We start from the raw sequence: 25,585 nt of genomic DNA, 5'->3' as shown, positions 1-25,585 counted from the left end.
CCCGCGACTCCCCCGGGAGGGCGGGTCGTCGCCGCGTGTCTCTAGTACGGTCGACCCAGGGAGGAACACAACCATGACACAGCGAATCATCATCCTCGGCGGCGGCGCCGCCGGGCTCACCACGGCACTCGAGCTCCAGAAGCGCCAGCCGCCGCAGAGCGCCAGCATCACGCTGGTCGACCAGTCTCCGTACTACACGTACCAGCCCTTCCTGCCCGAGGTGGCCGGGGGCCACATCGCGCCGCGCGACGTCACCGTGCCGCTCCGCAAGGCGCTGAAGAAGACCAAGGTCGTCGAGGCCGCCGTGACGGCGCTCGACGCGAACTCGAAGACCATCACGGTCACGACCGCCGACGGCGTGGCCTCCGAGCTGCCCTACGACCAGCTCGTCGTCGCCCTCGGCGCCGTCACGCGCACCTTCCCCACGCCCGGCCTCGCCGAGAACGGCGTCGGCTTCAAGAGCGTGGAGGAGGCCCAGTACGTCCGTGACCGCGTCCTCGGCAACATCGCCGAGGCAGCCTCCGTCCAGGACGCCGCGACCCGCCGCAAGCTGCTCACCGTCGTCTTCGTCGGCGGCGGCTACACGGGCGTCGAGGCCATGGCGGAGCTCGACGACGCGGCCAAGGCCGCCGTCGACGAGTACCCGACCCTGTCGCGCGACGAGCTCCGCTTCGTCCTCGTCGAGGCGCTCGACCGCGTGGCCCCCGAGGTCGGCCCCGAGCTCTCGAAGTGGACCCTCGGGCACCTGCGCGGCCGCGGCATCGACATCCGACTCGGCACCACGATGCCCTCGTGCATCGACGGCGACGTCGTCCTCAGCGACGGCGAGACCATCCCCGCCGGCACCATCGTCTGGACGGCCGGCGTGAAGCCGAACCCCGTCGTCGCCGACCTCGGCCTGCCGCTCGGCCCGAAGGGCCACGTCGACGTCAAGGCGACGCTCCAGGTGCAGACCGACGACGGCCAGGTGCTCGACGGCATCTGGGCGCTCGGCGACGTCGCCCAGGTGCCCGACCTCCTGGCCGAGAAGCAGCCGGCGTTCTACCCGCCGAACGCGCAGAACGCCGTCCGTCAGGCCGTGACGGTGGCCGACAACGTGATCGCGGCGCTCTCGGGCGCCCCGCTCGCCGAGTACCGCCACGCGTCGGTCGGCACGGTCGCGAGCTACGGCATCGGCAAGGGCGCGGGCGTCCTCAAGGGCGTCAAGGTCAAGAACGTCGCGGCGTGGCTCGCCCACCGCGGCTACCACCTGTACGCGATGCCGACCGTCAACCGCAAGTGGCGCATCCTCACCGGCTGGGTGACGAACTTCGTCGGTGGTCGCGACCAGACGCCGCTGGTCGGCCTGGCCGACCCGCGCGCCGGGTTCCTCAAGGTGACCCCGGTCGTGGCGCCGAAGGGCGACGACGCGGGGGCGGGCTCGGCGAAGGCCAGCCCAGCGAAGGCCGCTCCGGCGAAGTAGCCGGGGTCGCCCGCGGGCGACGAGGCAGACGACGGAGGCGCGTCCCGGGTGACCGGGGCGCGCCTCCGTCGTCGTCCCGGTCAGGCCAGGGCCGGCCGGGGCTCGCGCGGGATGCGGACGGCCACCAGGGAGGCCGCCGCGAGCAGGAGGGCCGCGACGCCGAACGCGACGGGGAACGACGCCACGTCGACGAGGAGCCCCGCCACCAGCGGCCCGGCGATGGCCCCGACGTCGGAGCACATCGAGAAGATCGCCACCGGCCGCCCGCCGCGGGCGCCGGCCGCGTCGCCCACGAGCGCTGCGGGAGCCGTCCCCATGAAGGCCGTCGCCACGCCGTAGACGGCGAGCAGGGCCCCGAGCACGACGACGTGCGACGCGAAGGGCACGGCGGCGAGGCTGACGGCGGCGACCGCGAACGAGCCGATCACGGCGGGTCGTCGCCCGACGGTGTCGACGAAGCGCGAGGCCGGCGCGAGCGCGACGGTCTGGGCGACGGCCGCGACGGCGAAGAGGACGCCCGTCCAGGCCGTCGGCCCGCGCAGCACCTCGACGACGAGCACGGGCACCAGGGCGCTCCGGACCCCGAGCGACGACCAGCCCTGGGCGAAGTTCGCGACGCAGGCGGCGCGGAAGCGCACGTCGGCCAGGACGTCGCGGAGCGGGGTCGGCGGCTCAGCCTTCTCCGCGGTCGCGCCGCGCGGCACCGGCTTCAACAGCACGACGCCGATCAGCCCCGCCACGGCGAGGGTCGCCGCGTAGAAGAAGAACGGGGCGGTGAGCGAGATCGTCGAGAGCACGCCGCCGATGGCCGGCCCGGCCATGCCGCCGACGAGGAAGCCGCCCTGGTAGAAGCCCACGGCACGCGCCCGCCGGGTCGGCGGGGTCGACGCGAGCAGGAGGGTCATGGCGGAGATCGTGAACATCGCGGAGCCGATGCCGCCCAGGCCGCGCATCAGCAGCAGCTGGGGGTAGTCGGTGGCGAGGCCCGCCAGGGCGCTCGACAGGGCGACGATGCCGATGCCCACGCTGAGCACCACCCGCTCGCCCGCGAGGTCGAGCAGCCGGCCGACGAAGGGGCTCGCGACGAGGCGCATCAGCGCGAAGGCCGAGAGCACGGCGCCGACGAGCACGTGGTCGACGCCGAAGCTCTGCGCGTAGACGGGCAGCACCGGCACGACCACGCCGAAGCCGACCATCACGAAGAAGGCGATGACCCCGAGCACGACCACGTCGCGCCCGAGCCGCGGGGGGACCGTCGGCGTCGACTCGGCGGCGGCGTCGGCGGCGGCGGTGCCGCGGGCCTCCGCCGGGTCGGGGGCGGCGGCGGGGTCGGTGGGGCGGGGCACGACTCCAGGGTACGGCCGGAGTGTGACGCCGTGTGTCGCGAGGGAGGCGGCCGCGGCCGTCGTCGACCACCATCGAGCCATGACTCGACGCATCCGGTTCAACGCCTTCGACATGAACTGCGTGGGGCACCAGTCCCCCGGGCTCTGGCGGCACCCCGACGACCGCTCGCCCGACTACACGAAGCTCAGCTACTGGACCTCCCTGGCGCGCCTCCTCGAGCGGGGCCGGTTCGACGGGCTCTTCATCGCCGACGTGCTCGGCACGTACGACGTCTACGGCGGCAACCACGACGCGGCCCTCCGCAACGGCACCCAGACGCCGGTGGGCGACCCGATCCTCCTCGTGTCGGCCATGGCCGCCGCGACGGAGCACCTGGGCTTCGGCATCACCGCCGGCACGGCCTACGAGCACCCGTACCCCTTCGCGCGCCGCATGTCGACGCTCGACCACCTCACCGAGGGCCGCGTCGGCTGGAACGTCGTGACCGGCTACCTGCCGAGCGCCGCACGCAACATGGGCGCCGACGACCAGCTCGACCACGACACGCGCTACGACCAGGCCGACGAGTACCTCGAGGTGCTCTACAAGCTCTGGGAGGGCTCGTGGGAGGACGACGCCGTCGTCCGCGACCGCGAGACCGGCGTGTTCACCGACCCGAGCAAGGTGCACGACATCGGGCACGAGGGGACGTACTACAAGGTGCCCGGCATCCACGTCGCCGAGCCGAGCCCGCAGCGCACGCCGGTCATCTACCAGGCCGGCGCGTCGCCCCGGGGCATCGCCTTCGCGGCGGGCAACGCCGAGTCGATCTTCGTCGCCGCCCCGACGAAGGAGCGCCTCGCCGCGACCGTGACGAAGCTCCGCGACGCCCTCGAGGCGGCCGGGCGCGACCGGTACTCGGCGCGCATCTACACGCTGCTCACGATCATCACGGACGCGACGCCGGAGGCCGCCCGGGCGAAGCACGAGGAGTACCGCCGGTACGCCTCGCACGAGGGCGCCCTGACGCTGATGTCGGGCTGGATGGGCGTCGACCTCTCGAGCTACTCCCTCGACGACCCGGTCGGCGACGTGGAGAGCAACGCCATCCAGTCGGCGCTCGCGAACTTCCAGGCCCAGGAGGGCGACACCGGCAAGGAGTGGACGATCCGCGACATCGCCGAGGCCGCGGGCATCGGCGGGCTCGGGCCGCGCATCGTGGGGTCGGGCGAGGAGATCGCCGACCAGCTGCAGGAGTGGGTCGCCGAGACCGACGTCGACGGGTTCAACCTCGCCTACGCGATCACGCCGGGCACCTTCGAGGACATCGTCGAGCACGTCGTCCCCGTGCTCCAGGCGAGGGGCGTCTACCCGACCGAGTACGAGCCGGGCACCCTCCGCCAGAAGCTCTTCGGCCGGGGCGACCGGCTGCCCGCGGAGCACCACGGGTCGCGCTACAAGGTGGGGTCGCGCGCCGCCGCGGAGTGAGGCGAGGGCCCTCGGGAGGCGCGGTGCGGGGCGTCCTGCACCGCGCCTCCGGCGTTGTCCCCCACATCGTTACACTCCGGTCGCCGCCCCTCCGGCCGACCCCCTCTTGATCGGGGATTCTCCGACGCTCGTTCGGTAACGACGACGCCGTCCGCACCCCGTCGGGGGCGCCCGTCACCGTGACAGCGACGGGCGTCGTGGTTATGGTCGTAGTCGTCCGCCCGGCTCAGCCGGGCGTTCGCGTGAACGGGACGACTACTGGTGACGAGGGGCGAGGCGACATGGCGTGGGACTACGTGAGCGACCGGTGGGACCAGATCTGGTTCGCCTCCTGGCAGCACCTCTCGCTCGTGGTGCAGTGCCTCCTGCTCGCGGTGGTGATCGCCGTCACGGTGGCCGCCCTCGTGCACCGCGTGCCGTGGCTGCGCGGCCTCGCCAACGGCGTCTCGGCGGTGGGGCTCACGCTGCCCTCGTTCGCGGTCGTCGGCCTGCTCATCGCCCCGGTCGGCTTCGGCGTCCTGCCGACGGTCATCGTCGTGACGTTCTTCGCGACCCTGCCGATCCTCCGCAACGCCGTCGTGGGCCTCACCGAGGTCGACGACGCGATCGTCGAGTCGGCGCGCGGCATCGGCATGGGCCGGTTCCGCACGCTCGTCCAGGTGCAGCTGCCCCTGGCCTGGCCGATCATCCTCACCGGCGTGCGCGTCAGCGCCCAGATGGTGATGGGCATCGCGGCCGTGGCGGCGTACGCCCTCGGCCCCGGCCTCGGCGGCTTCATCTTCTCCGGGCTCTCCCGGCTCGGCGGCGCGAACGCGCTCGCCTCCGTGGTCACCGGGGTGGTGGGCGTCGTCGTCCTCGCCCTCGTGCTCGACCTCCTCCTCGTCGGCCTCGGCCGCCTGACCATCCCGAGAGGCATCCGTGTCCAGAACTGACTCCCCCGCCGCCGCGACCGCCGACTCCGGCGTCTCCGGCCGCAGCATCCTCCTCGACACCGTCACGAAGCGCTACCCGGGGCAGTCCGCCCCCGCGGTCGACGGCATCACGCTCGAGATCCCGGCCGGCAAGATCGTCATGCTCGTCGGCCCGTCGGGCTGCGGCAAGACGACGACGCTCAAGATGATCAACCGCCTCATCGAGCCGACCGAGGGCCGCATCGTCCTCGGCGACGACGACGTGACGAGCATCGACGGCGACGAGCTGCGACGGCGCATCGGCTACGTGATCCAGGCCGGCGGGCTCTTCCCGCACATGACCGTCGCCGCCAACATCGCGATCGTGCCGAAGATGCTCGGCTGGAGCAGGGAGCGCGTGGCCGCGCGCGTCGACGAGCTGCTCGAGCTCGTGTCGCTCGACCCCGACACCTACCGCGACCGCTACCCGAAGGAGCTCTCCGGCGGCCAGCAGCAGCGCGTCGGCGTCGCCCGCGCCCTCGCCGCCGACCCGCCCGTGCTGCTCATGGACGAGCCCTTCGGCGCCGTCGACCCGATCACGCGTCAGCGCCTCCAGGACGAGCTGCTGCGGATCCAGGAGGAGCTGCAGAAGACCATCGTCATCGTCACGCACGACTTCGACGAGGCCGTGAAGCTCGGCGACTGGATCGTGATCTTCTCCGAGGGCGCCCACATCGTCCAGTACGACACCCCTGAGCGGATCCTCGCCGAGCCCGCGAACGAGTTCGTCGAGAACTTCATCGGCTCCGGGGCGGGGCTCAAGCAGCTGACCCTCGCCCGCGTGGGCGACGTGGACCTGGCGGAGGCGGTGGTCGCGCGCCCCGGGGAGCCCGGTGCCGAGGTCGTCGCCCGCGTCGAGGCCGCCGGGCACGCGCACGCCGTCGTCGTGGACGAGCGCGACCGGCCCGTGAGCTGGCCCTCCCTGCGGCAGCTGCGGCGGGTCGACGTCGTCTCGGCGACGCCCGACGCCGACCTGCCCGTGGTCGGCAGCGGCGCCACCCTCAACGACGCGCTCGACACGATGCTCGTCTCGAGCGCAGGGGCGGCCCTCGTCACCGGCCGACGTGACGCGTTCATCGGCGTCATCACCGTCGAGGTCGTCATGGACGCCATCACCCGGGCGAGGAAGGCCGCGGCGATCGCCGCGACCGACGCGCCCGTCGGCACGAACACCGGGCCGCTCTCCGTCCTGCCCCAGCCGGCCGCCGGGGGCACCGGCACGGGCTCGACCGGGTCGGAGCCCGACGCGGCGGCCCCGCGGGACGTCGCGTGAGCGCCGCCGTGGAGCCCGCCGTCGCCGCGGCGCCCCGGCCGGCACGGCGGCGCCCCGCCCGCCCCGGGCTGCTCGGCCTCGTCGTGCAGCCGGTCGCCGTGCTCCTCGCCCTCGGGGCGTTCGTCGTGTGGCTCACGACCGCCGACCTCACCACGGCGGAGCGCACGACGCTGAACCCCTCCGACCTCCTCGGCTACACCGGCGAGCACCTGGCGCTGACGTTCGTCTCGGCCGTGATCGTGCTCGTGATCGCCGTGCCGCTCGGCGTCGTGCTGACCCGCGGGCCGTTCCGCCGGGTCTCGGGCCCGATCCTCGCCGTCGCGAACTTCGGCCAGGCCGCGCCGGCCATCGGCCTCGTCGTGCTCCTGGCGTTCTGGCTGGGCTTCTCGTTCTGGGCCGCCGTGGTCGCGCTCGTCCTCTACGCGATGCTGCCCGTGCTCCGCAACACGATGATCGGGCTGCAGAGCGTCGACGGCCGTCTGGTCGAGGCGGGCCGAGGCATGGGCATGTCGTCGCTCGCCGTGCTGTTCCGGGTCGAGCTGCCCCTGGCCGTCCCGGTCATGCTCTCGGGCATCCGGACGGCGCTCGTCCTGCTGGTCGGCTCCGCCGCCCTCGCCACCTTCATCGGCGCCGGCGGCCTCGGCCTGCTGATCACCACCGGCGTCAACCTCTTCCTGCCCCGTGTCCTCGTCTCGGGCGCCCTGCTGATCGCGCTCCTGGCGCTCCTGATCGACTGGCTCGGCCGCGTCGTCGAGCACGTCGCCCGTCCGAAGGGACTCTGATGACGACCACCGCGACCCCGCGCCGCCGACTGCGCCGCGCCTCCCTCACGGCCCTCGTGGCCGCCTCCTCGACGGCCCTCCTCGCCGGCTGCGGCCTGCAGCCGGCCACCGCCTTCGTGCCCGCCGTCGCGCCGGGCTCGATCGAGGCGATCGAGGGGCTGCCCGACGACGCCTCGCTGACCGTCACGACGAAGAACTTCACCGAGCAGCTCATCCTCGGCAAGATCGCCGTCCTCGCCGCGAAGGCGGCCGGGTTCGACGTCACCGACATGACGAACGTGCCCGGCAGCGTGGCCGTGCGCCAGCTGATGCTCGACGGCGACGCGGACATGACCTACGAGTACACCGGCACGGCGTGGCTCACCTACCTCGGCGAGGCGGCGGGTATCCCCGACCAGGAGGAGCAGTACGTCGCCGTCCGGGACGCCGACGTCGCGAACGGCCTCGTCTGGCTGCCGCCCGCGCCCCTCAACAACACGTACGCGATGGCGGTCCGCTCGGAGGCGGTGCCCGAGCTGGGCGACGTCGACTCGCTGAGCGACATCGCGGCCCTCCCCGTCGAGCAGCGGACGTTCTGCGTCGAGGCCGAGTTCAACTCGCGGGCCGACGGCTTCGCGCCGATGCTCGAGCGCTACGGCCTCGAGCTCGGCGCGGCGGACGGCGTGCCGACGAGCAACGTCAGCATCCTCGACACGGGCACCGTCTACGAGGCCACCGACCGTGGTCGCTGCAACTTCGGCGAGGTGTTCACCACCGACGGGCGGATCGACTCGCTCGACCTCACGGTGCTCGACGACGACCAGGGCTTCTTCCCCGCCTACAACGTCGCGCCCGTCTTCTCGGCGGAGGCGCTGGAGGAGAACCCGGAGCTCGCCGACGTGTTCGACGCGATCTCGCCGTCGCTCACCGACGAGGAGCTCCGGACCCTCAACCGCCGCGTGGACGTGGAGGGCGAGGAGCCCGCGGACGTCGCGTTCGACTGGATGGTCGAGAAGGGCTTCGTCACGCGGCCCTGAGACCGACCGCGTCGCCTCGGGAGGGACCGCGCCGTCCCTCCCCAGGCGGCCCCCGCCCGGGCCGGAGGGGCCGGGCGGGGGAGAACGGCGGTGCCGGCCTGCTCCCCCGCGAGGCTGTGGCCATGACCGACACCGACACCGCCAGCCCCGCCCTCGACCTCCACCGGCCCCTCGAGACGACGCTCGACCTGCACCGTCTGCTCACGCACTTCTTCCCGGTGGCCATCCGGCGTCAGCTCTGGACCCTCTTCCTCGACGCCGCCGACGTGCCGCTCCCGGTGGTCGTGCCCCTGGAGGGGATCCCGCTCCGCCCCCTGCCGGACGCGGTGGGCCGGTGGGCGGACGCCGTCCAGGCCGTCGCGCGCGAGTTCGGGGCCTCGCGCGTGGTCTTCGTCGTCGAGCGGACCGGGAGCCGCGCCGTCCGGGCCTCCGACACCGCGTGGCGGGACGCCCTGCTCCGGAGCCTCGACGACCGCCCCTGCGGCGTCCGTGCGGTCGCGACCTGCACCGACGACGGGGTCGACGTGCTGATCGACGTCGGGGCGCTCGGCGCAGCCCCCGGCTCCGCTCCGTCGCCGGCGTCGACGGAGGAGGCGCCGCTCGTCGAGCCCGCGGGTCAGGCGTCGCCGAGCCGCCGTGCGGCCTCGGAACGCGTGGCGGTCCGCTGACCACGGTCGCGGTCGAGGTGCCGCCACCACGCCGCCTCGGCGAGCTCGGCGGCGGTGTAGACCCCCAGCGACTCGTCGCCGCCCTGGTCGACCGACCACCGCGTCAGTCGCCAGCCTCCGCCGAACCGCTCGACGACGGCCTCGGGAGGCGCCTCGGGCGAGGCACGGACGAGCAGTCGGTCGTCGTCGGCGCGGTCGAGCATCCTCCGATGCTACCGACGCGGCCGGTCAGGCGAGCGCGATCGGGAAGAGCGACCGCGGGTCCTGAGCGAGGGCGGGTCGGGGCAGCTCGGAGCGACTGAGCGAGGAGCCGTCGAAGGCGACCCGGCGCAGGAGCACGGGCGCCCGGTCGTCGTCGAGGGCCGAGACGACCTCCCCCACCACGCGACCATGGCGGAACGACCGCTGCGCGCGATCCGGCACGAGCAGCTCGGACCCGTCGGGGAGGGTCGTGAAGCGCTCGACCTGGGCCTGCCAGACGGCACCGACCTTGCCGCGGGGCGACGACTCGGCGAGGGTCACGACCCCGGCGTCGACCCAGTCGTCGTGCTGCCGGGCGGTGAGCGGCCTGACGACCCAGGCTCGGTGCTCGGCGGTCAGCGCCGGCTCGTCCGACGGGAGCGGCGCCGCGGGATCGGCGGGGGGCCAGACGTAGTCGAGGTCGTCGGGCACGTCGGGGAACCGCGAGCGGTACCAGTCGGGCTGCTTCTGCACGAGCTTGGAGCGGTGGCTGCGGTGCACGGCCTCGTCGCCGAGCCACGGGGGCAGCTCGAGCGACGCGAACGGGACCCCGTCGACCTCGGGGGCGAACTCGGCGATCTGCGGCCGCACGGTGTCGGCGTGGCCCTGGGCGAGCCACTCGTCGGTGATCGCGAGGGAGTACGAGGTCAGGGCGGGCAGGTGGCCGCGCCACATGGCGATGGCCGGGTGGCTCTGCCAGCCGTAGCCGGGCAGGGTGACGGCCCGCAGCACCTGCAGGGCCTCGACCCGCTGCTTGCCCAGCCGAGCCTGGTCGAGGCTCCTGGCGGTCTCGACGGGATCGGGCCAGGGGAGGAACGTCTGCACCCGCCCCACGCTAGGCGTGCCCCGGCGAGGGCGGCCGGGTGCGGGTCGGGTGGCGTTACTTCCGGTTGCCGATCCGCCCGCGCAGCACGTCGATGCGCTTCTGGATCTGCTCCGTGCTGGCCTGAGCGACCGCCGGGCCGCCGCTGATCCGGCGGAGGTCGGCGTGGATGAGCCCGTGCGGCTCGGCGGAGTGCCGCGACCAGATCGAGACGAGCCGGCTGAGCTCCTGCCGCTGCTCCTTGATGGTCTGGTACATCGGCCGCGCCTCCTCGACCGGCGCCGTCGTGGGCATGCCGTTCTTGGCCGAGCGCTTCGCCTGCTTCGCCTGGCGCTGCCGCAGCAGTGCTCGCACCTCGTCGGGCTCGAGCAGCCCGGGGATGCCGATGAAGTCGAGTTCTTCCAGGCTGCCGATCTCGCCGCCGGTGCCGAACTCGCCGCCGTCGTAGAGCACACGGTCGAACGAGGCCTGCGAGTCGAGCGCCTCGAAGGGCTGCTGCTCGAGCAGGCTCGAGGCCTTCTCCTCGCGGTTCGCGGCGGCCATCATGTCGTCCTCGGGCGCGAAGATGCCGTCGTCCGCGGTCTCGGGCCGGTCGAGCGCGTGGTCGCGCTCGAGCTCGAGCTGCCCCGCGAGGGCCATCAGGCTGGGCACGCTGGGCAGGAAGATCGACGCGGTCTCGCCCCGTCGGCGGGCCCGGACGAACCGGCCGACGACCTGGGCGAAGAAGAGGGGGGTGGAGGCGCTCGTCGCGTAGACCCCGACCGCGAGCCGCGGGACGTCGACGCCCTCGGACACCATGCGCACCGCGACCATCCAGCGCGCGTCGCCGTCCGAGAACGCCTGGATGCGGTCGGAGGCGGCCTTCTCGTCGGAGAGCACCACGGTGGGCCGCTCACCGGTGAGCTTCTGCAGCACCGCCGCGTACTGCCGCGCGGTGGTGTGGTCGGTCGCGATGACGAGGCCGCCCGCGTCGGGGACGCCTCGACGGACCTCGGTGAGGCGCTTGTCGGCGGCGGACAGCACAGCCGGGATCCAGTCGCCCTGGGGCGAGAGGGCGGTGCGCCAGGCCTGGGCCGTGATGTCCTTCGTGACGGTCTCGCCGAGGGAGGCGCTCATCTCGTCGCCCATCCGGGTGCGCCAGCGCATCTGGCCCGCGTAGGCCATGAACAGCACGGGCCGCACCACCCCGTCGGCCAGGGCACGGCCGTAGCCGTACGCGTAGTCGGACTTCGACGTGCGGATGCCGTGCTCGTCGGGGGCGTACGTGACGAACGGGATGGGCGCGGTGTCGGAGCGGAAGGGCGTCCCCGTCAAGGACAGCCGGCGGGTCGCCTGGCCGTAGGCCTCGCGGATCCCGTCGCCCCAGCTGAGCGCGTCGCCGCCGTGGTGCACCTCGTCGAGGATGACGAGCGTGCGGCCCGCCGCCGTCATCGCCGCGTGCACCTGCGGGTTCATGCCGACCTGCGCGTAGGTGACGGCGACGCCGTGGTAGTGCCGCCCGAACGTGACGTCGGCGTTCTTGAACATCGGGTCGAGGCGGAGGTTCACCCGGTCGGCCGCGTCGGCCCACTGCCGCTTGAGGTGCTCGGTCGGCGCGACGACGACGACGCGGTCGACCTCGCCGCGCGAGAGCAGCTCGGTGGCGAGCCGCAGGGCGAAGGTCGTCTTGCCGGCGCCGGGGGTGGCCGCCGCGAGGAAGTCACGGGGCGAGGTCGCGAAGTACTGCTCCAGGGCCTCGGCCTGCCAGGCCCGCAGCTTGCTGGCGGTGCCCCAGGCGGCCCGCTCGGGGAACGCCGGCGAGAGGTGCTCGGCGGCCGAGTTGCCGGCCGTCGCGCCGACCTCGCCCAGGTCGAGCTCGTCGTGCTGGCCGGTGTCGTCACCCCCGGCCGGGTCGGTTGCGCTAGCTGTGCTCACTCGACCCGATCTTACTCGCCGTGGCCGGGGTGGTCGGGCCGCGGGGCCGGTCGACGAGGCCCTCGGCCCACCGGCCCGGGCGAGTCGCGGCCCTCGCCGGACGGGGCGCCGCGCCGCGGCGCCCGCGCGTCGGCGCCCGTGTCGGGGCCGGAGAGGCCGTCCCGTCGACGCGCGCCGAGGAGGGAGGCCGGGGTGAGCATGGTCGAGCCGAACTTCGCCCGCAGGGCGTCCATCGTCGACTCGGCCTCGCGCCAGCCCGCGTCGTCGTCCCACAGGGCGAGCGACCCGCCCCCTCCCCCGGCGCCGAGCTGCTCGACGCGGACGCCGACCAGCCGGATGCGCTCGTGCTGCTTGCCCGTGGCCTCGTAGACCGAGCGCACCTCGTCGTAGATGCGGCGACCGAGGTCGGTCGGGTCGGCCAGCGTGCGCGACCGGGTGATCGTGGTGAAGTCGGACGTGCGGAGCTTGAGCACGACGGTGCGGCCGCTCAGACCGGCGTCGCGCAGCCGGGATCCGACGCGGTCGCTGAGCCTCAGCAGCTCGCGGCGGATGACCTCGGGGTCGACGACGTCGGTCGAGAACGTCACCTCGTGCCCGACGCTCTTCTCCTCCGTGCCCGTGGTGACCACGCGCGGGTCGCGGCCCCAGGCGAGGTCCTGCAGCTTGGCGCCGGCCGCGGGCCCGACGGCCCGGACGAGGGTGTCGAGCGACGCCGTGGCGACGTCGCCGACGGTGCGGAGCCCCAGGTTGCCCAGGACCTCCTCGGTCTTGCCGCCGACGCCCCAGAGGGCGCTGATCGGCCTCGGGTGCAGGAAGGCGACTGTCTGGTCGTGCGGCACCACGAGGATGCCGTCGGGCTTGGCCACGCTGGAGGCGAGCTTCGCGACGAACTTCGTGGAGGCCGCCCCGACGCTGCAGCGCAGGCCCGTCTCGGCGTGCACGCGCCGGCGGAGCTCGGTGCCGATGGCGAAGGGCGACCCCATGAGCCGGACGGCACCGGAGACGTCGAGGAAGGCCTCGTCGATGCCCAGTCGCTCGACCCGCGGCGTGACGTCGTCGAACATCGACATCACCCGACGCGACCAGTACCGGTACTTCTCGAAGTGCGGCTCGAGCACCACGGCCTGGGGGCACCGGCGCAGGGCGATCGCCATCGGCATCGCCGAGTTCACCCCGAACTTGCGGGCCTCGTAGGTGGCAGCCGTGACGACCGAGCGGTCGGACCTCTGCCCGATCACGACCGGCAGGCCCCGGAGCTCGGGCCGGTCGAGCAGCTCGACGGAGGCGAAGAAGGCGTCCATGTCGACGTGCAGGATGGGGGCCGACACGTCGTCGGTGGGGACGGTGGTGACCAGCCGCCCGCTGCCGTCCTGTTTGCTCACCCGAGCATCCTCACACGCACCACCGACAGCGTCGGGCGGCGGGCGCCTCCCCGGCTGTCCGGCCGTCGTCCACGATCGGTCCGCCCGGTCGCCCGCGTGGTCAGTGGTCGGGGCCGAGCAGCCAGTTCGCGACCGTCGCATGGGCGGAGTCCGTGCTCGACGGGTGGAACCGCCCGGCCAGCACGTCGCGCTGCAGCCGCCCCAGCTCGCTCGACGAGCGGAACGACGCCCCGCCCGCGACCGCGACCGCCTGGTCCACGACGGCCCGGGCGGTCTCGGTGACGCGGGTCTTGAGGCCGACGACGATCGCGGGCCAGGCGGCCCCGTGCTCGACGAGCCCGTCGACGTCGCGGGCCACCGCGTCGACCTGGGGCTCGATGCCCTGGAGCAGCACGGCCGCGTCGGCGACGCGCCAGCGGACCAGCGGGTCGTGCGAGCGCGGAGCGCCGCCGGCCCGGTGCGAGCGCCCGGCGGTCGCGCTCTCGACCGCGAGCTCGACGGCCCGGCGGGCGACGCCGCGGTACACGGCGGCGACGAGGGTCTCGAAGACGGCGAAGATCGCGAAGACCAGGGGGTCGCCGCTCGGCCCGACGGGCAGCACGCGCACCACGCGCTCGGCGGGCACCTCGACGCCCTCGAGCCGGGTGCTGTGGCTCTGCGTCGCCCGCATGCCGATGGTGTCCCAGTCCTCGAGCGACGAGTGGCCGGGCTGGTCGCGGTGCACGAAGCCGTGCACGAGCAGGGGGGCCTCGGGGTCCGTGTCGTCGCGCCCGAAGACGCCGAGGCGCGTCCAGACCGGGGAGAGCGAGGTGGACGACTTCAGGCCGGTGAAGCGCCAGCCGCCGTCGCCCGTCGGCTCCGCCCGGGTGAGCGAGTCGAAGAGCACGGCGTCGTTGCCCGGCTCGCTGACGCCGAAGGCGAAGACCTCGCCCTGCGCCGCGTCGTCGAGCACGAGGTCGAGCGACCGGTCGCCGCGGGCCGCGAGCACCGCGGCGCAGCCCGTCCAGACGAGGTGCATGCCGACGGCCAGCGCGGTGGCCGGGGCGGCGGCGGCGAGGCGGGACTGCGCGGCGGCGACGCGTTCGAGCCCCCAGCCCGCGCCTCCCTGCTCCGTGGGCACGAACGCGCGGAGGTACCCGCGCTCGCGCAGCTCGGCGAGGTCGTCGTGCGGGAAGGTGCCCTCCCGGTCGTGGCCGGCGGCGCGGGCCCGGAAGCGCTCGAGGAGGTCGTCCGGCAGCATCTCCTCGGGGCTCGTCTGCGGGGGGCTCGTCTCCGTGGGGCTCTCCTCCGTGGGGCTGGAGGCGGTCGAGGTCGGCGGGGTGGTCGGGGTCACGGGGTCGAGGCTAGCCACGCGCGGCCCCGGGCGGCAGCCCCTCGGCCCGGCGGAGGGCGGGCGGTAACGTGGAGGCCATGACTCAGCAGCACCCGTGGTCGCGCTACGTGGCGATCGGCGACTCGTTCACGGAGGGCATCGGCGACCCGGAGGAGCGCTCCCCGGGCGGTCACCGGGGCTGGGCCGACCGTGTCGCCGAGGTGCTCGGGGCGTCGACGGAGGACTTCGCCTACGCGAACCTGGCGGTGCGCGGGCGCCTGCTGCAGCAGATCATCGACGAGCAGGCCGAGGCCGCCCTCGCTCTCCGGCCCGACCTGATCTCGGTGTCGGCGGGAGGCAACGACATCATCCGCCCCGGCACCGACCCGGACGCCGTCGCCGCCGGCTTCGAGGGCCTCGTCGAGACGCTGGGGTCGCAGGGGGCCACGGTCGTCGTCTTCACCGGCCCCGACATCGGCCTCACGCCCGTGCTCGGCCGCCTGCGGGGCAAGGTCGCCATCTACAACGAGCACGTGCACGCCATCGCCCTCCGGCACGACGCGGTCGTGGCGGACATGTGGGCGCTCCGTCAGCTCGGCGACCCCCGCATGTGGGCGCCGGACCGTCTGCACTTCAGCCCGCTCGGCCACCACACCATCGCCCGCGCCGTGCTGCAGGCCCTCGCCGTGGAGAACGACCTCGAGCCCTGGCGCACCGAGCCGCTGCCGCCTCGGCCGTGGCGGCAGGCTCGGACGGAGGACCGCCGGTGGGCCCGAGAGTACCTCGTGCCGTGGGTCGTCCGGCGCCTCCGCCACCAGTCGTCCGGCGACGGCGTGCAGCCCAAGCGGCCCGAGGCCGCGTCGGTGCTGTACCGCGACGAGCCCTAGCCCGCCGCCAGCACCTCGTCGGGGTGGGTCAGCCGCCACCACGCGTCCGGCTCGGCGAGGGCCCGGTCGAGCACCAGCGGCACGTCGACCTCCTCGTCGCCGATCTGGAACCGCACCCGGCCCACGTCGTCGCCGGCCGCCCCCGTCGTCACCGACTCGGTCTCGATCGAGGCCGTCACCGTCACGTCGCCCCAGACGAGACGGCTCGCGTCCGTCGCGGCGACGGCCTCGGTGCCCGCCCCCCAGGGCAGCTCGTACGACGCCCAGACGTCGCCGGCCGTCGTGGCCGTGACGGTCTGGAACGCGCCGGAGACGCTCGTGAGCAGCCGCTGCACGTCGGCGTCGAGGGAGTCGTGGTCGACGCCGCCGAGCATGACCCCGACGACCGTGACGGACTCCCCCGCGATCGTGTAGTCGGCGGCGAAGAGCAGGCAGGCGCCGGCCTCGTCGAGGGTGCCCGTCTTGATGCCGACGACGCCGTCGAGCCCGAGCAGCTCGTTCGAGTTCTCGATGACGCCGACGCCCGGCACGGTCGTCGTCGGGGTCGCCACGATCGCGGCGACCTCGGGGTCGGCCAGGGCGATCTCGCCGAGCCGCACGAGGTCGGTCGCCGTGCTCGTGTTCGACGGCGACATGCCGGTCGGCTCGACGAGCGTGGTCGAGGTGAGGCCGTTCTCGGAGAGCCAGGCCGTCGCGGCGGCGACGAAGCCGGCCGTGTCGCCGAACGCCCACCGGGCCAGGGCGTCGGCGTAGTTGTTGGCCGACTCGATCAGCGACACCTGCAGCATCTGCTTCTCGGTCAGCTGCTGGCCGAGGGCCATCGGAGCCACCTTGCCGTCCTGCGACCGGTAGGCCTCGTACAGGGCGACGTCGTCGGCGTCGAGGGTCAGCGACGGACCGTCGCCCCCGTCGAGCGGCCGGGCGTCGAGCACGACGAGGGCGGTGACGACCTTGCTGATGCTCGCGATCGGCAGGGGCGTGGTCGATCCGCTCGTCGTCAGGCTCTCGTCCCACCCGACGGCCTGCACGGCGGTCGCGCCGTAGCTCGGGAACGTCAGCTGGGCCCCCGGCTGGGCCGGCGCCGTCCACTCCGCCGCCGCGGCCGTCGCCGGGGCGAGGGGGGCGAGCAGGACGACGGGCACGTAGACGAGCGCGGCCAGCACGACCACGAGGGCGCCCGCGACCACGGCCCGGACGCCGTGTCGGCGACGTCGGGCCGGTCGGGCGCCGCGGCTCACGCGGCGTCCGCCCCGGCGGCGGAGGCGGGGGCCGGCACGCGCAGGGCCCAGAGCGCCACCGCGCTGGCGGCGGCGACGTTGAGGCTGTCGACCCCGTGCAGCATGGGGATGGTGACCACGCGGTCGGAGGCGCGCAGCGCGGCCGGGCTGAGCCCGTCGCCCTCCGTGCCGAGCACGAGCGCCACCCGCTCCGGGGGCGCCGCGGCGTACTCGTCGAGCGCGACGGCGTCGTCGGAGAGGGCCAGGGCCGCCACCTCGAAGCCGGAGGCGCGGAGCAGGTCCGCGCCCTCGGGCCAGTCGGGCAGGCGCGTCCACGGCACCTGCAGCACCGTCCCCATGCTCACGCGGACGCTCCGGCGGTAGAGCGGGTCGGCGCACCGCGGCGTCACGAGGACGGCGTCGGCCCCGAGCCCCGCCACGGCCCGGAAGATCGCGCCCACGTTCGTGTGGTCGACGATGTCCTCGAGCACCACGACCCGACGAGCGCCCTCGATCACCGACTCGACCGACGGGAGCACGGGCCGGTGCATGGCCGCCAGCGCGCCCCGGTGCAGGTGGTAGCCGGTCAGGGTCTCGAGCAGCGCCGCGTCGCCCACGAAGATCTCGCCGTCGTGGTCGGCGACGAGCGGCTCGATGTCGGCGAGCCAGCGCTCGGTCATCAGCACCGAGCGCGGCACGTGCCCGGCCCGCAGCGCCCGCTCGATCACCTTCGACGACTCGGCGATGTAGAGGCCGCCCGCGGGCTCGGTGACGCGGCGGAGCGCGACGTCGGTGAGCCTCGCGTAGTCGGCGAGGGCGTCGTGGTCGAGGTCGGTGATGCGGGTGATGCGCACGGCGCTCCAGGGGGCGGCGCCCGGTCGGTCGACCGACGAGGACGGGAGGGGCAGAGACGACGTCTAGGCTAACGTCACGCACCCGAAGGAGCACCGCCCGTGTCGAACGCCACGCCCCCGTCACTCGACGCGGCCGCCCTCGACGAGGCGGTCGCCCTCCTCGGCGGGCGGACGGTCGCGGTGCTGACCGGCGCCGGCGTGAGCACCGACTCCGGCATCCCCGACTACCGGGGCGAGGGCGCCCCGGTGCGCAACCCGATGACCTTCCAGCAGTTCCTGTCGGGCGAGCGCTACCGCAAGCGCTACTGGGCCGGCAGCCACCTCGGCTGGCGGTCGTTCCGCGCGGCGACGCCCAACGGGGGCCACCGCGCCCTGGCGCAGCTCGAGGCGGCCGGCGTCACGAACGGCGTCGTGACGCAGAACGTCGACGCCCTGCACGAGCGGGCGGGCTCCCGTCGCGTGGTCGACCTGCACGGCACCGTCGACCGGGTGGTCTGCCTCACCTGCGGCCAGTCGTTCGCCCGTGACGTGGTCGCCGCCCGCCTCTCGGCGGCGAACCCCTGGCTCGACGAGCCGGAGAGCGTCCGCCTGGCGCCCGACGGCGACGTCGAGGTCGCCGACATCGACGCGTTCGTCGTGCCCGAGTGCACCGTGTGCGGGGGCATGCTCAAGCCCGACGTCGTCTTCTTCGGCGAGTTCGTGCCCGTGGAGCGGTTCGCCGAGGCGCGCTCGCTCGTCGTCGGCGCCGACGCGCTGCTCATCGCCGGGTCGTCGCTGGTCGTCAACTCGGGCATCCGCCTCCTCGACCAGGCGACCCGCCGCAAGATGCCGGTCGTCGTGGTGAACCGCGGGGTCACGAAGGGCGACCCCCGGGCCACGGTTAAGATCGACGCGGGCACGTCGGAGACGCTGACGGCCCTGGCGCGCCGCCTCTCCTGACGCGGGCGCCGACCCGGAGGCCACCATGACGCTGCTCTACCTCGTCCGCCACGGCGAGACGGACTGGAACCGCGCCCGGCGCATCCAGGGCGCCACCGACATCCCCCTCAACGACCTCGGCCGCCGCCAGGCCGCCGAGGCGGGCGACCTGCTGGCACGCCGCACCGTCTCCGCCGTCGTCGCGAGCCCGCTGAGCCGCGCCGCCGAGACCGGGGCGATCATCGCCGCGCGTCTCGGGCTGGCCGCCCCCGAGCACGTCGCGGACCTCGCCGAGCGACGCTACGGCGAGGCCGAGGGCCTCACCGGCTCCGAGGTCGAGGAGAGGTTCCCGGCCGGCACCCGCGTGCCCGGGCGGGAGAGCCGTCGCGAGCTGCTCGCCCGCGTGCTCCCCGCGCTCGTCGAGGCCGCGGGCCGGAGCGACGGAGGCGCGGTGGTCGTCGCGACGCACGGCGCCGTCATCAGGGCGGTCGTCAACCACGTCTCGAGCGACGAGCCCGCAGACCTCGGCGTGCCGATCCGCAACGGGTCGATCCACTCCTTCGAGCTCGTGGAGGGCGGCCTCCAGCTGCGGACCTTCGACGACCCGGTCGAGGAGGAGTCCGAGCGGGCGGGGCGCTACGCCTTCGAGTACCAGAACGCCCTGGAGGGGCCGGCCGACGAGGCCTGACCGACGACGCCCGGCCGACGAGGCCTGACCGACGAGGCCCGACCGGCACCCGTGGCGTCGCCCTCAGAACGGCAGGTCGGTGCTGCCCGGCTCGACGATCAGCAGCCCCGTGACGCGGCCCTGCCCGTCGAACGCCGCCCGCCCCGTCCACTCCCCCGCCTCGTGCACGAGGGTCGTCTGCACGACCGTGCCGCTCGAGCGGGACGCCAGGAGGCGGGCGAGGGCGTTCCGGCCGTCGCGCGTCGTCGCCGTCGTGTCGCGGAGCGCGCGCAGGGGGCCGGTCGCGGCCACGACCTGCTTCCAGACGCCGTCGAGCCGGTCAGGAGTCAGGGCGCGGGCCGTGCCGGGCGTCATGTGCGACCGCACCGCGGCCACGTCGTCGTCGGCGAGGAGGCGGAAGAGCTCCTCGGTTCGGGCTCCGAGGTCGGTCGGCGTCGCGGTCATGCAGCGATGCTACGAGCCGAGACGGCGAGGCGACATCCGTCGTGCGACGGAGGTCAGCGGGTCGACGACCCGGCCACGCGCTCGAGCAGGTCGAGCAGCACGTCGGCCGAGCGGCGCCAGCTGAACCGGTCGGCCTGGCGGCGCGACGCCACCGACCGCGCCTCCCACTCGCCCTCCAGGCGCCGCACGGCGGCCGCCGCCGAGGCGGGCGACCCCACGTCGAAGAAGAGCGCCGCGTCGCCGCCGATCTCGCGGAAGATCGGGATGTCGCTCACCACCGCGGGCGTGCCGAGGGCCATGCCCTCGACGAGGGGGATGCCGAAGCCCTCGGCGCGGGACGCCGTGACGACCGCCGTGGCCGAGAGCAGCACCTCCCGGTACTCCTCGTCGCTGGCTCCGTCGTGGAAGACGAGCGAGCCGGCGGGGGCGAGCGCGCTGAGCGCGGCTCGCTCGCGGTCGGAGACCCGGCTCATGAGGTGGAGGCGCGCGCCGTCGAGCAGGGGCAGGGCGCGCACCAGCGTCGCGACGTCCTTGTAGGGCATGAACGACCCCATGTAGACGAGCTCGCGGCCGGCGGGGCGGCTCCGCTCCGGGGCGTCGTCGACCGGGTCGGCGGCGTTCGTCACGACCGTGACGGGGCGGCGCGTCAGCCGGTGGCGGACGATCTCGGCCTTCGTCGTCTCGCTCACGGTCACGACCGCGTCGGCCCGGTCGAGCAGGAGCCGCTGCGGCCACCAGGCGAGGTGGTACAGCCGCCAGAGCAGGCGGATCGGCGGCGCGAACTCCGGCGGCGGCGTCCGGTTGGTGTAGTAGATGAGGTCGTGCAGCGTGAGCACGAGTCGGTAGCGACGGCCCCACGAGCCCATCGTCTGCATCGGCGACCAGACCACGTCGGGCCCCAGCCGGTTCACCTGCCGGGCCACGGAGGGCTCCCGCACGCTGGTCGGGTCGCTGACCAGGAGGTGCGGCTGGTCGGGCAGCGACTCGAGCTGCCGCGGGTCGCTGACGAGCATGGTCAGCGGGTGCCGCTCCGCCAGGGCGCCCACGACGCCCGCGGTGAAGCGGCTGATGCCGTCGTGGCGCCCCACGCGCACGTACCGGCAGTCGACGACGAGCCTCACGCGAGGAACTCCCCGATCGCGGCGGCCGCCTCGCGGGGCTTCTCGTAGTGGATCAGGTGCCCCACGCCCTCGACCACGACGAGCCGCGCGTCGGGGAAGAGCCCCTGCAGCACGTGCTGCGCCGGCAGCGCCGTGATGTCGTCGCGGTCGGCGGCGACGAGCAGGGTCGGCACGCCGACGTCGGCGGCGTACGTGCTGACGTCGCTCGAGACGGAGGCGCGGAAGGCGTCGAGCACGACGCGGCGGTCGGCGAAGCGCGAGAAGTACGAGTCGTGCTGGTCGTGGATCCAGCGGCGCAGCTCGCGGTCGTGGGTCTTGACCATCGCCAGGCTCGTGATGCGGACGACCCCGGCGTTCCGCAGCACCGACTGGCCCGCGGCCTCGGGCAGGGCCGCGCCGGCCTTGTAGTACGCGACGGCCAGCTGCGTCAGGACCCCTCGGGGCCCGGAGAGCGCGGGCGCCGCGATCGGGTTGACCAGGACGACGCGGGAGGCGCGGAGCCCGCCGGCCACGGCGGCCGACGCCACGATCGAGCCGAACGAGTGCCCCAGCACGACGACGTCCGGCCCCAGCCCCAGCTCCGCCACGAGCTCCGCCAGCCACGCCGCGTAGGCGGCCACGCTGTGCTCGCCGTCGAGCGGCGTCGACTCGCCGAAGCCGGGCAGGTCGGGCATGACGACCCGCACGCCCGTGAGGTGCGCCACGACCGGCTCGAGGCCGTGGTGGTCCCCGCGGAAGCCGTGCACGGCGACGACGGTGACCCGCGCCTCCTCGCCCCCCGGGGGGTCGTACGTCCAGAAGTGCGTCTCGCTGCCAGCCACGCGGACGACGTCCTCACGGACGGGGACGGCGGCGAGCAGGGCCCGGTAGGGCGAGACGACGCGGGGCTCTCGGACGATCACCCGCCGAGTCTACGGAGGCGCGGGAGCCGACGCGCGGGAGAGGGTGCGCGCCGGGGCCCCGTGCGTCCTAGAGTTGGCCGGGTGAGCTTCACTGCCCCGATCCAGCAGCCCGGACTGACCCTCGACCCCCAGTGGCACCGCCGTGCGGTGTTCTACGAGGTGATGGTGCGGTCGTTCGTCGACAGCAACGGCGACGGCGCCGGCGACCTCCAGGGGCTGCTCTCGCGCCTCGACTACCTGCAGTGGCTGGGGGTGGACGCGCTCTGGCTGCCGCCGTTCTTCCAGTCGCCGCTGCGAGACGGCGGCTACGACATCCAGGACTACAAGGCGATCCTGCCCGAGTTCGGCACGCTCGACGAGTTCCGCGACCTCGTGACGAAGGCCCACGAGCGCAACATGCGCATCGTGATCGACATGGTGCTCAACCACACCTCCGACGCCCACGAGTGGTTCCAGCAGTCGCGCGAGGACCCGGACGGCCCGTACGGCGACTTCTACGTCTGGCGCGACACCGACGAGGAGTACAAGAACATCCGCGTCATCTTCGTCGACACCGAGGAGTCCAACTGGACCTTCGACCCGGTGCGGCGCCAGTTCTTCTTCCACCGCTTCTTCTCGCACCAGCCCGACCTGAACTTCGAGAACCCCGCCGTGCAGGAGGCCGTCTTCGACGTCGTCCGCCACTGGCTCTCGCTCGGCGTCGACGGCCTGCGCCTCGACGCCATCCCCTACCTCTTCGAGACCGAGGAGGGCAACGGCGAGGGCGAGCCGGCCACCCACGACTTCATCAAACGGCTGCGCCGGATGGTCGACGACGAGTTCCCGGGGCGCGTGCTCATCGCCGAGGCCAACCAGTGGCCCGCCGAGACCGCCGCGTTCTTCGGGACGGAGGAGGAGCCCGAGTGCCACATGGCCTTCGACTTCCCCGTCATGCCGCGCATCTTCTACTCGCTGCGCGCGCAGCACGCACAGGAGCTCACCCGCATCCTCTCCGAGACCACCGAGGTGCCGCCGGGCGCCGCCTGGGCCGTCTTCCTCCGCAACCACGACGAGCTCACCCTCGAGATGGTCAGCGAGGAGTACCGCCAGGCGATGTACGGCTGGTACGCCTACGACCCCCGGATGCGCTCCAACATCGGCATCCGCCGTCGCCTCGCGCCCCTGCTCGACAACAGCCGCGCCGAGCTCGAGCTCGTGCACGCCCTGCTCTTCGCCCTGCCCGGCAGCCCGTTCCTCTACTACGGCGACGAGATCGGCATGGGCGACAACATCTGGCTGCCGGACCGCGACTCGTCGCGCACCCCGATGCAGTGGACCCCTGACCGCAACGCAGGCTTCTCGACGGCCGACCCGGGCAAGCTCTTCCTGCCCGTCGTCCAGTCGCTCGTCTACAACTACAACCTCGTCAACGTCGAGTCGCAGCTGGCCCAGTCGCGTTCGCTGCTGCACTGGGTGCGCAACGTCATCCACGTGCGGAAGGCCCACCCGACCTTCGGCCTCGGCACCATGCAGGTCGTCGAGTCCGACCACGAGTCGGTGCTCTCCTTCGTGCGCAGCTACGAGGGCAGCGGCTCGCAGGTCGGCGACCTGCCGGAGGACGTGCTCTGCGTGTTCTCGTTCGCGCACAACCCCGTCTCCGTCACGGTCACGGCGCCCGAGTTCGCGGGGCGCACGCTGACCGACCTGTTCGGCGGAGCGCAGTTCCCGTCGTTCGACGAGGAGGGCCGCGTCACGCTGACGCTCGGCACCCAGGCGTTCTTCTGGCTGCACATCGGCGACGTGCCCGTCGTGACGCGCCCGGCTGTCGGTGGCGCCTCCTAGGCTCGGGGCGTGAGCAGCACCGAACAGGCATCGTCCGTCTCTGCGGGCGCGCCGTCCGCACCTGGGCCGACCGCGACGGCCGGGCTCGTCGAGCCGGGGCCCGTCCCGTCGTCGTGGTGGAAGGCGCTCGGCGTCTTCGACCTCGAGACGACGGGGATCGACGTCGAGACGGCGCGGATCGTCACGGCGCACGTGGGGCTCATCGACGCCGCGGGCACGAGCATCGCCCACGGCGAGTGGCTGGCCGACCCCGGCATCGAGATCCCGGAGCAGGCGAGCGCGGTGCACGGCATCTCGACCGAGCGTGCCCGGCTCGAGGGGCGGCCGGCGGCCGAGGTCGTGGCCGAGATCATCGCCGCGCTCCGGGCCGTCTTCGCGCGCGGCGTGCCCCTGGTCGTCTACAACGCCCCGTACGACCTGACCCTGCTCGACCGTGAGGCCCGGCGCCACGGCCTCGAGCCGCTCGGCGACGTCGGCGAGATCGGCTGCGTCGTCGACCCCCTCGTCATCGACAAGGCCGTCGACACCTACCGCAAGGGCAAGCGCACGCTCGAGGCCGCCGCCGGCGTCTACGGCGTCGTGCTCGACGACGCCCACGACGCGGGGGCGGACGCGATCGCGGCGGGCCGGGTCGCGCAGGCGATGGCCCAGAAGTTCCCCGACCGTCTCGACGTCCCGTCGACCGAGCTCCACGACCTCCAGGTCGGCTGGTGCGGCACCCAGGCCGCCAGCTTCCAGGAGTACATGCGCCGCACGAAGGACCCGTCCTTCACCGCGTCGGGCGAGTGGCCGCACCGGTCGCTGCCCGGCGTCTGAGCCGGCCTCCGCGGGCAGTCGACCCGCGACTCCCCCGGGGCTCCCGAGGGCCCCGCTCCGTCGCCGGACGCAGAAGAGGCGGCCCACCGGAGTGGACCGCCTCTGTCGGCTGAGAGCTGCTGCTTACTTGCCGAAGTTCTTGTAGCGCGAGTTGAACTTCTCGACGCGACCGGCCGAGTCGAGGATGCGCTGCTTGCCCGTGTAGAACGGGTGCGACTCGGACGAGATCTCGACGTCGATGACCGGGTAGGTCTCACCGTCGAGCTCGATGGTCTTGTCGCTCGTCGTCGTGGAGCGCGTGAGGAACGTGGCGCCCGATGCGAGGTCGCGGAAGACGATCTGCTTGTACTCGGGGTGGATGTCGGTCTTCATGAGAGTCCTAGGTCTAGCGGATGAGTGGTGGTGTGAGTCGGGGGGACCCGGCGCGACGAACGCCCCGGACCAGCTGTCAACGATACCAGACGGGCGGCCCGGATCGCAGGAGGCGGGGGTCAGCCGGCAGCGCGCGCCGCGTACCGGCCGTCCGCCGACGTGACCGTCAGGTCGAGGCCGAACACGGCGCCGAGGGTCTCGGCCGTGACGACCTCGTCGAGGGGCCCGGCGGCGACGACGTGGCCGCGGTCGAGGAGGAGCGCGTGCGTGAAGCCGCGCGGGATCTCCTCCACGTGGTGGGTGACCATGACGATGGCGGGCGAGTCGTCGGAGGACGCGTAGCCCGAGAGCATGCCGAGGAGCTCCTCGCGGGCGCCGAGGTCGAGGCTGGCCGCGGGCTCGTCGAGCAGCAGCAGCTCGGGGTCGGTCATCACCGAGCGGGCGATCTGGACCCGCTTCTGCTCGCCGTCGCTGAGCTCGCCGAACGTGCGGTCGGCGAGGTGGTCGAGGTTCCACTCCTCCAGCACGCGGTGCGCGCGGCGGACGTCGACGGTCTCGTACTCCTCGTTCCAGCGCCCGGTGACCGAGTAGGCCGCGGTCAGCACGACGTCGACTACCTTCTCCTTCGCCGGGATGCGGCGCGCGACCGTGGTCGACGCGAAGCCGATGCGGGGGCGGAGGTCGAAGAGGTCGACCGACCCGAGGTCGGAGCCGAGCACCTCGGCGGTGCCCGACGAGGGGTGGCTCTGCGCGGCGGCGACCTGGAGGAGGCTCGTCTTGCCGGCGCCGTTCGGCCCCAGGACGACCCACCGCTCGTCGGACTGGACCGTCCAGCTCACGCCGTCGACGACGGGAGAGCCTCCACGGACCACGGACACATCGGTGAGCTGCAACACGGTCGACATGCTC

25 protein-coding genes are annotated in these 25,585 nt (G+C 73.8%); 12 read left to right on the top strand and 13 right to left on the bottom strand.

Going from position 1 to position 25,585, the window contains the following annotated elements; translation table 11 throughout:
• Positions 1-73 precede the first annotated feature (73 nt).
• Positions 74-1,462 carry an NAD(P)/FAD-dependent oxidoreductase gene (locus FHR77_RS06175; protein WP_056054922.1) on the top strand — a complete coding sequence of 463 codons (1,389 nt, stop codon included), beginning with the start codon at positions 74-76 and terminating at the stop codon, positions 1,460-1,462.
• 80 nt (positions 1,463-1,542) lie between these two features.
• Here the strand turns inward: FHR77_RS06175 and FHR77_RS06170 are convergent, their stop codons facing one another.
• Positions 1,543-2,808, bottom strand: coding sequence for an MFS transporter (locus FHR77_RS06170; RefSeq protein WP_341777238.1), 1,266 nt, complete (start codon positions 2,806-2,808; stop codon positions 1,543-1,545).
• A 79-nt stretch (positions 2,809-2,887) separates the two neighbouring features.
• Here FHR77_RS06170 and FHR77_RS06165 point away from each other — a divergent pair, with 79 nt between their 5' ends.
• The 6 genes from FHR77_RS06165 to FHR77_RS06140 all read left to right on the top strand — a co-directional run bounded on the left by FHR77_RS06165 (position 2,888) and on the right by FHR77_RS06140 (position 8,965).
• Entirely contained in the window at positions 2,888-4,276 is a 1,389-nt protein-coding gene (locus tag FHR77_RS06165; protein ID WP_056054920.1) for an LLM class flavin-dependent oxidoreductase, read from the top strand.
• 281 nt (positions 4,277-4,557) lie between these two features.
• Entirely contained in the window at positions 4,558-5,208 is a 651-nt protein-coding gene (locus tag FHR77_RS06160) for an ABC transporter permease (protein WP_056054917.1), read from the top strand.
• Positions 5,195-6,499, top strand: coding sequence for an ATP-binding cassette domain-containing protein (locus FHR77_RS06155; protein ID WP_167259218.1), 1,305 nt, complete (start codon positions 5,195-5,197; stop codon positions 6,497-6,499). Before FHR77_RS06160 ends, FHR77_RS06155 begins: the two co-directional genes overlap by 14 nt.
• Before the next feature lie 68 nt (positions 6,500-6,567).
• Positions 6,568-7,281 (top strand): ABC transporter permease, encoded by a 714-nt coding sequence (locus tag FHR77_RS06150; RefSeq protein ID WP_156369982.1) that lies wholly within the window; start codon positions 6,568-6,570, stop codon positions 7,279-7,281.
• A complete protein-coding gene (locus tag FHR77_RS06145) occupies positions 7,281-8,297 on the top strand; it encodes a glycine betaine ABC transporter substrate-binding protein (protein WP_167259217.1) in 1,017 nt (338 codons plus the stop codon). The genes FHR77_RS06150 and FHR77_RS06145 overlap by 1 nt, the downstream gene beginning before the upstream one ends.
• A gap of 122 nt (positions 8,298-8,419) precedes the next feature.
• The gene (locus tag FHR77_RS06140) at positions 8,420-8,965 is read left to right on the top strand and encodes a hypothetical protein (RefSeq protein ID WP_167259216.1); all 546 of its coding nucleotides are present in this window, start codon (positions 8,420-8,422) and stop codon (positions 8,963-8,965) included.
• On the opposite strand, the gene FHR77_RS06135 is transcribed toward FHR77_RS06140, so the two are convergent.
• The 5 genes from FHR77_RS06135 to FHR77_RS06115 form a co-directional block, all read right to left on the bottom strand.
• The gene (locus FHR77_RS06135) at positions 8,914-9,168 is read right to left on the bottom strand and encodes a hypothetical protein (protein ID WP_167259215.1); all 255 of its coding nucleotides are present in this window, start codon (positions 9,166-9,168) and stop codon (positions 8,914-8,916) included. The genes FHR77_RS06140 and FHR77_RS06135 overlap by 52 nt on opposite strands.
• A gap of 25 nt (positions 9,169-9,193) precedes the next feature.
• Complete coding sequence (locus FHR77_RS15575; protein ID WP_341777237.1) at positions 9,194-10,030, bottom strand: MSMEG_6728 family protein; 837 nt, start codon at positions 10,028-10,030, stop codon at positions 9,194-9,196.
• Positions 10,031-10,085: 55 nt separating this feature from the next.
• Positions 10,086-11,876: a DEAD/DEAH box helicase gene (locus FHR77_RS06125; protein ID WP_167259484.1), complete on the bottom strand. Its 1,791-nt coding sequence runs from the start codon at positions 11,874-11,876 to the stop codon at positions 10,086-10,088.
• A gap of 77 nt (positions 11,877-11,953) precedes the next feature.
• Positions 11,954-13,324, bottom strand: coding sequence for a DNA polymerase IV (gene dinB / locus FHR77_RS06120; protein WP_167259214.1), 1,371 nt, complete (start codon positions 13,322-13,324; stop codon positions 11,954-11,956).
• 100 nt (positions 13,325-13,424) lie between these two features.
• The gene (locus FHR77_RS06115) at positions 13,425-14,564 is read right to left on the bottom strand and encodes an acyl-CoA dehydrogenase family protein (RefSeq protein ID WP_167259483.1); all 1,140 of its coding nucleotides are present in this window, start codon (positions 14,562-14,564) and stop codon (positions 13,425-13,427) included.
• A gap of 170 nt (positions 14,565-14,734) precedes the next feature.
• Between FHR77_RS06115 and FHR77_RS06110 the strand changes: the two genes are divergently transcribed.
• The gene (locus FHR77_RS06110; RefSeq protein WP_056054904.1) at positions 14,735-15,523 is read left to right on the top strand and encodes an SGNH/GDSL hydrolase family protein; all 789 of its coding nucleotides are present in this window, start codon (positions 14,735-14,737) and stop codon (positions 15,521-15,523) included.
• On the opposite strand, the gene FHR77_RS06105 is transcribed toward FHR77_RS06110, so the two are convergent.
• Together FHR77_RS06105 and FHR77_RS06100 are read right to left on the bottom strand one after the other, a co-directional pair.
• Positions 15,520-16,761 carry a D-alanyl-D-alanine carboxypeptidase gene (locus FHR77_RS06105; RefSeq protein WP_167259213.1) on the bottom strand — a complete coding sequence of 414 codons (1,242 nt, stop codon included), beginning with the start codon at positions 16,759-16,761 and terminating at the stop codon, positions 15,520-15,522. The genes FHR77_RS06110 and FHR77_RS06105 overlap by 4 nt on opposite strands.
• Positions 16,758-17,594 (bottom strand): TrmH family RNA methyltransferase, encoded by an 837-nt coding sequence (locus tag FHR77_RS06100; RefSeq protein ID WP_167259212.1) that lies wholly within the window; start codon positions 17,592-17,594, stop codon positions 16,758-16,760. Before FHR77_RS06100 ends, FHR77_RS06105 begins: the two co-directional genes overlap by 4 nt.
• A 99-nt stretch (positions 17,595-17,693) precedes the next feature.
• Here FHR77_RS06100 and FHR77_RS06095 point away from each other — a divergent pair, with 99 nt between their 5' ends.
• On the top strand, positions 17,694-18,533 hold the full coding sequence (locus FHR77_RS06095) for a Sir2 family NAD-dependent protein deacetylase (protein ID WP_167259211.1): 840 nt from the start codon (positions 17,694-17,696) through the stop codon (positions 18,531-18,533).
• Between the two features lie 25 nt (positions 18,534-18,558).
• Complete coding sequence (locus FHR77_RS06090; RefSeq protein ID WP_167259210.1) at positions 18,559-19,200, top strand: histidine phosphatase family protein; 642 nt, start codon at positions 18,559-18,561, stop codon at positions 19,198-19,200.
• Positions 19,201-19,263: 63 nt separating this feature from the next.
• Here FHR77_RS06090 and FHR77_RS06085 read toward each other — a convergent pair whose 3' ends face one another.
• The 3 genes from FHR77_RS06085 to FHR77_RS06075 are packed head-to-tail and all read right to left on the bottom strand — an operon-like array spanning position 19,264 to position 21,667.
• Positions 19,264-19,644 carry a hypothetical protein gene (locus tag FHR77_RS06085; protein WP_167259209.1) on the bottom strand — a complete coding sequence of 127 codons (381 nt, stop codon included), beginning with the start codon at positions 19,642-19,644 and terminating at the stop codon, positions 19,264-19,266.
• Positions 19,645-19,697: 53 nt separating this feature from the next.
• Positions 19,698-20,765: a glycosyltransferase gene (locus tag FHR77_RS06080; protein ID WP_167259208.1), complete on the bottom strand. Its 1,068-nt coding sequence runs from the start codon at positions 20,763-20,765 to the stop codon at positions 19,698-19,700.
• On the bottom strand, positions 20,762-21,667 hold the full coding sequence (locus tag FHR77_RS06075) for an alpha/beta fold hydrolase (protein ID WP_341777236.1): 906 nt from the start codon (positions 21,665-21,667) through the stop codon (positions 20,762-20,764). Before FHR77_RS06075 ends, FHR77_RS06080 begins: the two co-directional genes overlap by 4 nt.
• An 81-nt stretch (positions 21,668-21,748) precedes the next feature.
• Here FHR77_RS06075 and treS point away from each other — a divergent pair, with 81 nt between their 5' ends.
• Positions 21,749-23,488, top strand: coding sequence for a maltose alpha-D-glucosyltransferase (gene treS / locus FHR77_RS06070; RefSeq protein WP_056054884.1), 1,740 nt, complete (start codon positions 21,749-21,751; stop codon positions 23,486-23,488).
• A gap of 9 nt (positions 23,489-23,497) precedes the next feature.
• Positions 23,498-24,304, top strand: coding sequence for an exonuclease domain-containing protein (locus FHR77_RS06065; RefSeq protein ID WP_167259207.1), 807 nt, complete (start codon positions 23,498-23,500; stop codon positions 24,302-24,304).
• Positions 24,305-24,427: 123 nt separating this feature from the next.
• Here FHR77_RS06065 and FHR77_RS06060 read toward each other — a convergent pair whose 3' ends face one another.
• Both FHR77_RS06060 and FHR77_RS06055 read right to left on the bottom strand, forming a co-directional pair.
• Positions 24,428-24,676 carry a type B 50S ribosomal protein L31 gene (locus FHR77_RS06060; protein WP_043594989.1) on the bottom strand — a complete coding sequence of 83 codons (249 nt, stop codon included), beginning with the start codon at positions 24,674-24,676 and terminating at the stop codon, positions 24,428-24,430.
• A gap of 119 nt (positions 24,677-24,795) precedes the next feature.
• Positions 24,796-25,581, bottom strand: a complete 786-nt coding sequence (locus tag FHR77_RS06055; RefSeq protein WP_056055915.1) for an ABC transporter ATP-binding protein — start codon at positions 25,579-25,581, stop codon at positions 24,796-24,798.
• Positions 25,582-25,585: the final 4 nt, after the last annotated feature.

The sequence above is a fragment of the Frigoribacterium endophyticum genome, assembly GCF_011759585.1.
Lineage (GTDB): Bacteria > Actinomycetota > Actinomycetes > Actinomycetales > Microbacteriaceae > Frigoribacterium > Frigoribacterium endophyticum.
The sequence above is the reverse complement of the archived record's forward strand: the minus strand, read 5'-3'. Positions and strand labels throughout refer to the sequence as shown.